This is a genomic window from Clostridium sp. Marseille-P299 (assembly GCF_900078195.1).
Lineage (GTDB): Bacteria > Bacillota > Clostridia > Lachnospirales > Lachnospiraceae > Lachnoclostridium.
This window is the reverse complement of record NZ_FJVE01000005.1, coordinates 1-10,000: the sequence shown is the minus strand read 5'-3', so window position 1 is coordinate 10,000 and position 10,000 is coordinate 1. Positions and strand designations below refer to the sequence as shown.

Below are 10,000 nucleotides of genomic sequence, written 5' to 3'. Positions count from 1 at the left end.
TAGCTGGTTCTCCTCGAAATAGCTTTAGGGCTAGCCTCGATTTAATCTAACGGAGGTAGAGCACTGAATACCCTAGGGGGCGTCAAAGCTTACCGAAGGTTATCAAACTCCGAATGCCGTATAGATGATGATCGGGAGTCAGACTACACGAGATAAGTTGGGTAGTCAAAAGGGAAAGAGCCCAGACCACCAGCTAAGGTCCCAAAGTGCGTGTTAAGTGGAAAAGGATGTGAGATTTCAGAGACAACTAGGATGTTGGCTTAGAAGCAGCCATACATTCAAAGAGTGCGTAATAGCTCACTAGTCGAGAGATCTTGCGCCGAAAATGTCCGGGGCTAAAACACGACACCGAAGCTGTGGAATCATACTTCGTATGATTGGTAGAGGAGCATTCTTAACTGCGAAGAAGCGGTACCGTAAGGAGCCGTGGAGTGTTAAGAAGAGAGAATGCCGGAATGAGTAGCGAGATAGAAGTGAGAATCTTCTAGGCCGAATATCTAAGGTTTCCAGAGTAAAGCTGATCTGCTCTGGGTAAGTCGGGACCTAAGGCGAGGTCGAAAGACGTAGTCGATGGACAACAGGTTGAGATTCCTGTACCGCTAAGTAACAGAACTGTGGGGACACAGAAAGATAGGGAAAACCGGGAATGGAAAAACCGGTGCAAGCACAAAGTCAAGTCTGGGAGGCAAATCCCTCAGATGATGGTGAAGTGTGATGCGGAGTGAATTTAAAGTAACGAAGTTCCCGAATCTATGCTGTCGAGAAAAGCCGCTATTGTTTACTGAGCGCCCGTACCGTAAACCGACACAGGTGGATGAGGAGAGAATCCTAAGGCCGACGGGAGAAGCATTGTTAAGGAACTCGGCAAAATGACCCCGTAACTTCGGGAGAAGGGGTGCCTACGCAAGTAGGCCGCAGAGAATTGGCCCAAGCAACTGTTTAGCAAAAACACAGGTCTATGCAAAACCGAAAGGTGAGGTATATGGGCTGACGCCTGCCCGGTGCTGGAAGGTTAAGGGGAGTGGTTAGAGCAATCGAAGCCATGAACTTAAGCCCCAGTAAACGGCGGCCGTAACTATAACGGTCCTAAGGTAGCGAAATTCCTTGTCGGGTAAGTTCCGACCCGCACGAAAGGCGTAATGATTTGGGCACTGTCTCGACAATGCACCCGGTGAAATTGAAATACCAGTGAAGATGCTGGTTACCTGCGCCAGGACGGAAAGACCCCATGGAGCTTTACTTCAGCTTGATACTGGGATTCGGTGCTGCATGTACAGGATAGGTGGGAGACTAGGAAGTAGGAACGCCAGTTCTTACGGAGTCGCTGTTGGGATACCACCCTTGTAGTACTGGATTTCTAACCTGTGGCCGTGATCCGGCCAGGGGACAATGTCAGGCGGGGAGTTTGACTGGGGCGGTCGCCTCCGAAAGGGTATCGGAGGCGCTCAAAGGTTCTCTCAGAATGGTTGGAAACCATTCGTAGAGTGCAAAGGCATAAGAGAGCTTGACTGTGACACCGACGGGTGGAGCAGGTACGAAAGTAGGACTTAGTGATCCGGTGGTATAAAGTGGGATTGCCATCGCTCAACGGATAAAAGCTACCCTGGGGATAACAGGCTTATCACTCCCAAGAGTTCACATCGACGGAGTGGTTTGGCACCTCGATGTCGGCTCATCGCATCCTGGGGCTGTAGTAGGTCCCAAGGGTTGGGCTGTTCGCCCATTAAAGCGGTACGCGAGCTGGGTTCAGAACGTCGTGAGACAGTTCGGTCCCTATCCGGCGTAGGCGTAGGATATTTGAGAGGAGCTGTCCTTAGTACGAGAGGACCGGGATGGACTGACCTCTGGTGTATCGGTTGTTCTACCAAGAGCATGGCCGAGTAGCCAAGTCGGGACGGGATAAACGCTGAAGGCATCTAAGCGTGAAGCCCCCCTCAAGATAAGATATCCCATAGCAAAAGCTAGTAAGACCCCTAAAAGACGATTAGGTAGATAGGTTAGAGGTGGAAGCACGGTAACGTGTGTAGCTGACTAATACTAATAGGTCGAGGGCTTAACCTAAAAGTTTGTTTGAAAAGATGGATGAAATCAGTGTGAAGTTTTGAGTGTATATAGAATTGAAAAATTTATAGCATGAAATATTATGAAACTACAGATTTGTAGTTTCTTTTTTTATTAGAAATAAAAGCATAAATGATTTGATCTATAAAGTTAAAGATGCGTTATTTTATAGAAAAAATCATTTATATACCTATACATATGCTATTTTAATATGTCGTTGAGTGATTGCACCTGGAGTATTAGGATGTTATGAAATGTTAAAAAAAAGACATTTCAACCAAATTTTCAAAAAATTGGTTTGACTTTATAGAGATAATATGTTATTTTAAAGAAAAATAACATGGGTGAATAGGCAAAATTTTTTGACTATATTATTCAAGTGAAATGCAAAGATGCAAATTTATTTGGATATAATTAGACAGTGGAGAATTTTCAGAGGGCCAATCTTATCGTATGGATGACAGACCTATGTCTCTAGTGTTGAGACATGGGTTTATTTTTATGGAACCAATGAGTAAACCTGTGTTAAAAAAAGGAGGAAAATGATGGACTTTTTGATTTCAGGTATTATGTCAATAATCCCACAGCAATGCATTATGTATGTAGTCGGAGCCATTTTAATTTACTTAGCAATTAAAAAAGGCTATGAACCGGCATTACTATTACCAATGGGATTTGGCGCAATTTTAGTAAATTTGCCAGACTCAGGAGTTTTAAATCAGACATTAGAGGGAATAGGTCAGACAAACGGTATTATCGAATGGCTATTTGAAGTTGGTATTGAAGCATCAGAAGCACTGCCGATACTTCTCTTTATTGGTATTGGTGCAATGATTGATTTTGGTCCGTTATTATCTCAACCAATTATGTTAATGTTCGGTGCTGCAGCTCAGTTTGGTATTTTCTTTGCAATTTTAGTAGCTGCATTCTTGGGATTTGATTTAAAAGATGCAGCATCTATTGGTATCATCGGTGCGGCAGATGGACCAACCTCCATCCTTGTATCACAAATTCTGAAATCAAATTATATTGGTCCAATTGCCGTAGCTGCCTATTCTTATATGGCACTTGTTCCAATTGTTCAGCCATTTGCTATTAAGCTCGTAACTACGAAAAAAGAACGGCAAATCGAAATGGTGTATAATCCAAAGAAGATATCAAAAACAACAAGGATTATATTCCCGATTGTGACAACTTTTATTGTAGGTCTAGTATCTCCAATGTCAGTCTCTTTGGTAGGCTTCCTTATGTTTGGTAACTTATTAAGAGAATGTGGTGTGTTAGGAAATTTATCTGATACAGCGCAAAACACATTAGCAAATTTAATTACCCTATTATTAGGTATCACAATTTCTTTTAGTATGAGTGCAGAATCATTTGTTAATACAAAAACATTAATGATTATGGGAATTGGTTTAGTTGCATTTGTTTTTGATACGATAGGCGGAGTTATTTTTGCTAAGTTTGTTAACTTGTTCCGTAAAGAAAAAATTAATCCTATGATTGGTGCGGCAGGAATTTCTGCATTTCCAATGTCAGCTCGTGTTGTTCAGAAAATGGCGAATGACGAGAAGAAAGGTAACATAATATTAATGCATGCTGTTGGTGCAAATGTTTCAGGACAAATTGCATCTGTTGTAGCTGGAGGTTTAATCCTTGGCCTTGTTTCAAGCTTATTATAGGCAGAAAGATAGGTGGTTAATATGATAAATTGGGAAGTAGTCTTTATTGCATTAAACCTTATGTGGAAAGGTATGCTTGGTATTTTTGCAGTTATCTTTCTGATTATGCTATGCATAATGTTGATGAATCTTCTTTTAGTGGAAAAAGATAACAAAGTTGATATTAGAACCCGCATAAAAAGTTTTTTTATTAAGAAATGACAGTATTATAATAACTAGATATAGTAGTTGAAAGGAAAATTATGAGAAAGACAAAGATAATATGTACATTAGGTCCAGCTTCAGAGGACGAACAGGTAATTAGAGAGATGATGCTACAAGGAATGGATGTAGCAAGATTTAATTTTTCCCATGGATCCCATGAGGAACATAAAAAGAAATTAGATCTTATCAAAAAAGTGAGAGAAGAATTAAATTTACCAGTAGCGACATTACTAGATACAAAAGGCCCAGAAATTAGAATAGGTACTTTTAAAGAAGGAAAAATTACACTTAAAAAAGGTCAGACTTTTACACTTACGGTGGATGATGTAGAGGGAACAGAAGCAATTGTTTCAATTAGTTATAAAAATTTAATCAATGATGTAAAAGTTGGAGATTCTATTTTAATAGATGATGGTTTAGTAGGTTTAGAAGTTATAGATATTAAAAACCATGATATCGTTTGTCGTGTAAAAAACGATGGTGTTATTTCAAATCGTAAAGGTGTTAACGTTCCAAATGTAAACTTAACAATGCCTTTTATTAGTGAAAAGGATTACGAGGATATTATTTTTGGTATTGAACAAGAATTTGATTTTATTGCAGCATCTTTCACAAGATGTGCTGATGATATATTACAGATCCGTAAGATTTTTCAAAAACACAAGAGCAGCCATATCAACATCATTGCAAAAATAGAAAATATGCAAGGCGTTGAAAATATTGATGAAATTATCCGAGTTTCTGATGGTATCATGGTAGCTAGAGGTGATATGGGTGTAGAAATACCAATTGAAGAAGTGCCAGTTATTCAAAAGTTAATAATTAAAAAAGTTTATAATGCAGGTAAGCAGGTAATTACTGCAACACAAATGCTTGATTCCATGATGAAAAATCCTAGACCAACAAGAGCAGAAGCTACAGACGTTGCCAATGCAATCTATGATGGTACTAGTGCAATCATGCTTTCTGGTGAAACAGCTGCTGGTTTATATCCAATAGAAGCCTTATCTACTATGGTTAAAATTGCAACTAGAGCAGAAAATGACATTGACTATTTAGGACGTTTTAAGAAGAGAGAAAGTTTAAGTAATCCAGATGTAACAAATGCTATTTCTCATGCAACCTGTACAACAGCAAATGATTTAAATGCAGCTGCAATCATAACTGTTACAAAATCAGGTAAGACAGCTAGAATGATTTCAAAATATAGACCAAATTGTCCTATTATTGGATGTAGTACATATGATTATGTATGCAGACAGTTAAATATGTCATGGGGTGTCGTTCCTCTTAAAATTGGTGAGGAATGCAGTACAGATGACTTATTTGATCATGCAGTAGAGGCTACAGAAAAAGCTGGATATGTATCACCAGGTGAAGTAACAGTAATAACTGCAGGAGTTCCTCTTGGTGTTTCAGGAACTACCAATTTAATTAAAGTACACGTTGTAGGACATGTCCTTATCACAGGCCAAGGTATTTCCGATAAAAAAGTATGTGCTAGACTTTGTGTATGCAATAATCAAGAAGACTTAAATAATAATTTCAAGACTGGCGATATTATTGTAATATCTGAAACAGATAATCAAATGTTATCAAAAATTAAGTTAGCATCTGGTATCATTGTTGAAGAAGATGATATTAATTGCCATGCTGCAATTGTAGGACTTAGCTTAGATATACCAGTAATTTTAGGGGCAAAAAATGCTACTCAGATATTAAAGAGCGGTACTGTAGTAACAATTGATGGTGAACGAGGAATCGTTTGCTGTAATTAATTTAGTATTAGGATATGTATATGTGGATAGAGCAATAAGTTATATTACAATTGCTTTATCCACATTTTTTTGTTGTAAAATGAAAATAATTCACGTTAGTATTTTCCTATTTGCTCGTAGTAATATGCATATAAATATTTTATTTATACAAGAAAAAAGAAAAATTGAGGTATAGACAAACAAAGAAATAATAGAAAATCCAATAAATTATTGACAAAATATGGTACTTATATTATAATCATGAAAGTGAGAAAATTCTCATAAATTAAAACAATAGGACGCACATTCTATTGAAATCTAAGAAAGAGAGGTAATGGAAAATGAGCAATATGAATGCAAGTGCACAACATAACAATTTAACAGCAGACTTATCGTGTAGGATTACCTCGGTAATGCATAAATAATAATTGAATTCTAATTGTAGAGACAATTCTTATGCCGTGGAACCTGCCACGGCTTTTTATATTTCTAACTTTTTATATTTCTAATAAGATGAGAAATTCAAATATGTTTGTTGATATTATGAATACAAACATATTTATAGTCGTGTGCAAATTCTGCACTGTCAATCCTAATTCAAAAAAGACAGTTTACCGATAATTCATGCGCGGGGGAAAGGTAGAAACGTATGAATTTTAATTGCCAAGATCTTATGATCAATTTAAACCGTGATGAGAGAAAAATGGATACAAATGAAATTGGGTCATGGAGAAAACTTGAAAGAGTTTATAATTGTTCGCAAGAAGTTTGCAATAATTTAACAAAGGAAAAAACTGAAACAAAAAGGAAAGTGTCCCTATTACAGTTTATAGGCACGAAAGTTTTAAGACAACGGAAAACTATCTAAAAAACTATTTTATGATAGTAAACTAAAAAGTTAGAGACTTTTGTACAAATAGAGTTACAGGATTAAATAACAATCTAAAAGTGACTTCAAGTTGCAAAAGTCTCTAACAAAATATTATGCTAGATTGAAAGGGATACTATTTATTGCTATAATATAGTTATGCTTCATAATTATATAAGCATAAAATAAGGTGCGATAATATTTTACATTATTAAGTGTAACTAACGCATGGAGGTTATTATGAATATAAAGGAACTATTTCAATTAGCAGATGAGTTAAGAGATAATATAAAAAAAGCAGAATCACTTAATATAGATACTTGGAATCAGATCAAAAACAAGATTATCTCAACAAATCATGATCGTGTATTAGAGGAAGAAACCAAGGCTATCGATTTAATGATTCAAAGATCATTTAGTGGGACACTGCTTATAACGGAAGAATTATTAAAACAAATGCATCAAGAGCTATCTGAAAATCTAAATAAAGAATCAGCGGGGAAATACCGAGATATTCAAATCTTACAAACTGGTACGAAGAAGATTCCAGATCCAAAGGATTTACCACACTTAATGGAACATTTTATAGGACAAATTAATACTTCGAAATCATTTTTTCATCCAATTGAATTTGCCACTTATGTGTATAAGAGGATTTTTGACATTCAACCTTTTATAAATGGAAACGAGTTAGTAGCAAACTTGTTATTAAATTGCATATTATTAAGTGAAGGTTATGGGGTTATATTTATACAGCCTCAAAAAGATGAAAGATTTTTAAGAGCCTTAGAACTTGCTCAAAATTATGAACATCCAGTTATGGATCCTATCATTGAGATAATTGCAGAGTATGTTGTAAAAGATGAACAAGAGTATAATAAATGTATATCAGATTAAGTCAATTTTAGATTTATTAATAATATAAGGCTACTTTGAAAATGAAGACTTATGTATGAGTTGGTGGAATTGATAAAAGTGAAGGTAAAAAAATAGTTGATAAAGTTGCTTATGAATCAGTGAATAAAATTTCAGTGCATATGAAAGTTGTATAAATATCTATATCGTTTAGATATTCCTGAGTATGATTCCTTAGTGAATGAGAGTTCGATGTTTTAGCGAAGTTTATAAGTAAATTGTGAATTTATTTTATCAGAGATTAATTGACATGAATAATAACAGTAGATACCATAGAGTTTTATATTTATTTCTTCTTAGAATTACGATAGAATTCTTTATAAGAGGATTTATATTATGTTGACTTAGTGGTATCTATTTTTATATAGCTAAAGAGGAGTCAACCATATCTAGTAAGGCACACATTAAGAATAGATGAAATTAATTACACAGGAGTTATATTATGACCACATTAATGAATAAAGTAAACTCACTTCCTTCAAAACCAGGATGTTATATATATAGAAATAAGTATGATCATATTATATATGTGGGGAAATCCAAATGTCTAAAAAAGCGCGTACATCAGTATTTTCAGAGCCCTGATAAAAAAGAAGGGAAGATACAAAATCTAGTAAGAGAAATATATGACTTGGATTATATAGTTACTGAGACCGAAACGGATGCGTTACTTTTAGAATGTAAACTTATTAAGGAGTATAGACCTCATTATAATTCTATGATGAAGAATAATCGTACGTATCCATTTATTAAAATAAGTTGTAATAAAGATTACCCAGGTATTTTTATATCGAATGATTCTAAAGAAGAGGAAGATGTGGTAAGTTTTGGCTGTTTTTATAATGTAGAAGATGCGGAAAAGGTAATTGATTTGATTAATCAAATTTGGAGAACACCTTTATGCAAGAAAAAGTATTTTGATATGGATTCAAAAAGCAAAGCATGTTTTTATTTTCATATTGGGAAATGCGATGCACCATGTTGCGGAAACATAAGTGTGGATGTTTATAATAGCACAATAAAAGAAGTAATTAATTTTTTAAGTGGCAAGAATAAAAAGAAGATATCAGAGATTAAAAAGGAGATGCTAGCTAAATCGAGAGATTTGGAATTTGAAAAGGCAGCAGTCTTACGTAATCAGATGACATCACTTGAAAAGTTGCAACGCAGAACTAAAAAATTTAATACAAATTTAAAGGGAAAAGATTACTGCGTATTTTTAAGAGCATATAATGAACCTTGCTTCTCTATTTTTTATATTCATGATGGACTCACTTTACTTCGCATCACACTTGAAATTAGTGATAGAATCGAATATGAATTAATTGAAAGCTTTAGTGCGGATATTCTATCACAAAAGTTTAATGTAGAGGATGAGGAGATTATGAGTTTATGTATAACATCGATAGGTGCAGACAAGCTTTATGTAGATGTAACGCAAGCTGTAAAAAGAAAAAATCAAAAGTTACTAGCAAAACGTATTTTTGAAAGCTATAACGAGTTTTACTAATAATATTTTAGTGTATTGATTAGTAGCATTATTTATAAGTGTTTTCAAATTAGGAATATTCTTTTTGCATAGAGATTAAAAAGTTCAAAGGATAAATAAAAAAATTTACTTGTATGACGTTTCATAATATGAATTACGTGGATTACGGAATTTAAAGTTTCCCTTTACGGAGATTGCGTTGTGTTTAACGTGTGATATTAGTACAATTAATAAAAATAATAAGTAAAAGAGATAAAAAGTCGAATTACTTGTTGACAAGTTCTATTTTGAATGCTATACTAGCAAAGTTGCTATTAAAAATAATAAATTGTCTATGAAGTTAAAACAATTTAAAAATCCTTTAAAACAAAGGGTTGACAAGCTTAAAATAGCATGTTATAATACAAAAGTTGCTTGATTCGGAAAAGCTGTCTAAACAATTTAAAATGTTTGAAAAAATAATAAAAAAGTTGTTGACAAACAGCGAAAACGATGATACAATAAACGAGCTGCTTATAAAGCAGCAAACAATATAAAGTGAAACGCCGAATGGTGTGACATTATATAAGTGATAATAATCACAGAACATTGATAACTGAACAGTGAAACAACCTTGAAATTCGTTGAGAATAAAAATCCAGACAGAAATGTTTGGTATAGAACTGTGAAGGATCGCAAGATCTGACACAACCCTAAAATCAGTAACGGAAACAAGATGACAACTTTCAGAAATGGAAGTAAGCTAAACTTTTTAGTGGTTTTATGAAAATAAAACTTTGTCAGCTTTGTTCTGAATTAAAGATTAAACTTTTTTTGAGAGTTTGATCCTGGCTCAGGATGAACGCTGGCGGCGTGCTTAACACATGCAAGTCGAACGAAGCACTTAAGCGGATCCCTTCGGGGTGAAGCTTAAGTGACTTAGTGGCGGACGGGTGAGTAACGCGTGGGTAACCTGCCTCATACAGGGGGATAACAGTTGGAAACGACTGCTAACACCGCATAAAACAGTAGTGCCGCATGACAC

Annotated in this window: 4 protein-coding genes and 2 rRNA genes (1 of these 6 cut by a window edge); all 6 read left to right on the top strand. The window is 35.0% G+C overall.

What is annotated here, in order from left to right; genetic code table 11:
- Nucleotides 1–2,061, top strand: a 23S ribosomal RNA gene (locus BN4220_RS01830) (it extends 837 nt beyond the left edge of the window).
- Nucleotides 2,062–2,606: 545 nt separating this feature from the next.
- On the top strand, nucleotides 2,607–3,743 hold the full coding sequence (locus BN4220_RS01825; protein WP_066712830.1) for a sodium ion-translocating decarboxylase subunit beta: 1,137 nt from the start codon (nucleotides 2,607–2,609) through the stop codon (nucleotides 3,741–3,743).
- Between the two features lie 242 nt (nucleotides 3,744–3,985).
- Nucleotides 3,986–5,725 carry a pyruvate kinase gene (pyk, locus tag BN4220_RS01815; protein ID WP_066712826.1) on the top strand — a complete coding sequence of 580 codons (1,740 nt, stop codon included), beginning with the start codon at nucleotides 3,986–3,988 and terminating at the stop codon, nucleotides 5,723–5,725.
- A gap of 1,087 nt (nucleotides 5,726–6,812) precedes the next feature.
- The gene (locus BN4220_RS01805; protein ID WP_066712822.1) at nucleotides 6,813–7,469 is read left to right on the top strand and encodes a Fic family protein; all 657 of its coding nucleotides are present in this window, start codon (nucleotides 6,813–6,815) and stop codon (nucleotides 7,467–7,469) included.
- A 460-nt stretch (nucleotides 7,470–7,929) separates the two neighbouring features.
- A complete protein-coding gene (locus BN4220_RS01800; RefSeq protein WP_066712820.1) occupies nucleotides 7,930–8,997 on the top strand; it encodes a GIY-YIG nuclease family protein in 1,068 nt (355 codons plus the stop codon).
- A 788-nt stretch (nucleotides 8,998–9,785) separates the two neighbouring features.
- Nucleotides 9,786–10,000: ribosomal RNA gene (locus tag BN4220_RS01795) — 16S ribosomal RNA — on the top strand; the annotation flags it as partial.

Bases quoted from the DNA above. Each gene is read 5' to 3' on its own strand.
- BN4220_RS01825 (WP_066712830.1), top strand. From the start codon at position 2,607: ATGGACTTTTTGATTTCAGGTATTATGTCAATAATCCCACAGCAATGC.
- pyk (WP_066712826.1), top strand. From the start codon at position 3,986: ATGAGAAAGACAAAGATAATATGTACATTAGGTCCAGCTTCAGAGGAC.
- BN4220_RS01805 (WP_066712822.1), top strand. From the start codon at position 6,813: ATGAATATAAAGGAACTATTTCAATTAGCAGATGAGTTAAGAGATAAT.
- BN4220_RS01800 (WP_066712820.1), top strand. From the start codon at position 7,930: ATGACCACATTAATGAATAAAGTAAACTCACTTCCTTCAAAACCAGGA.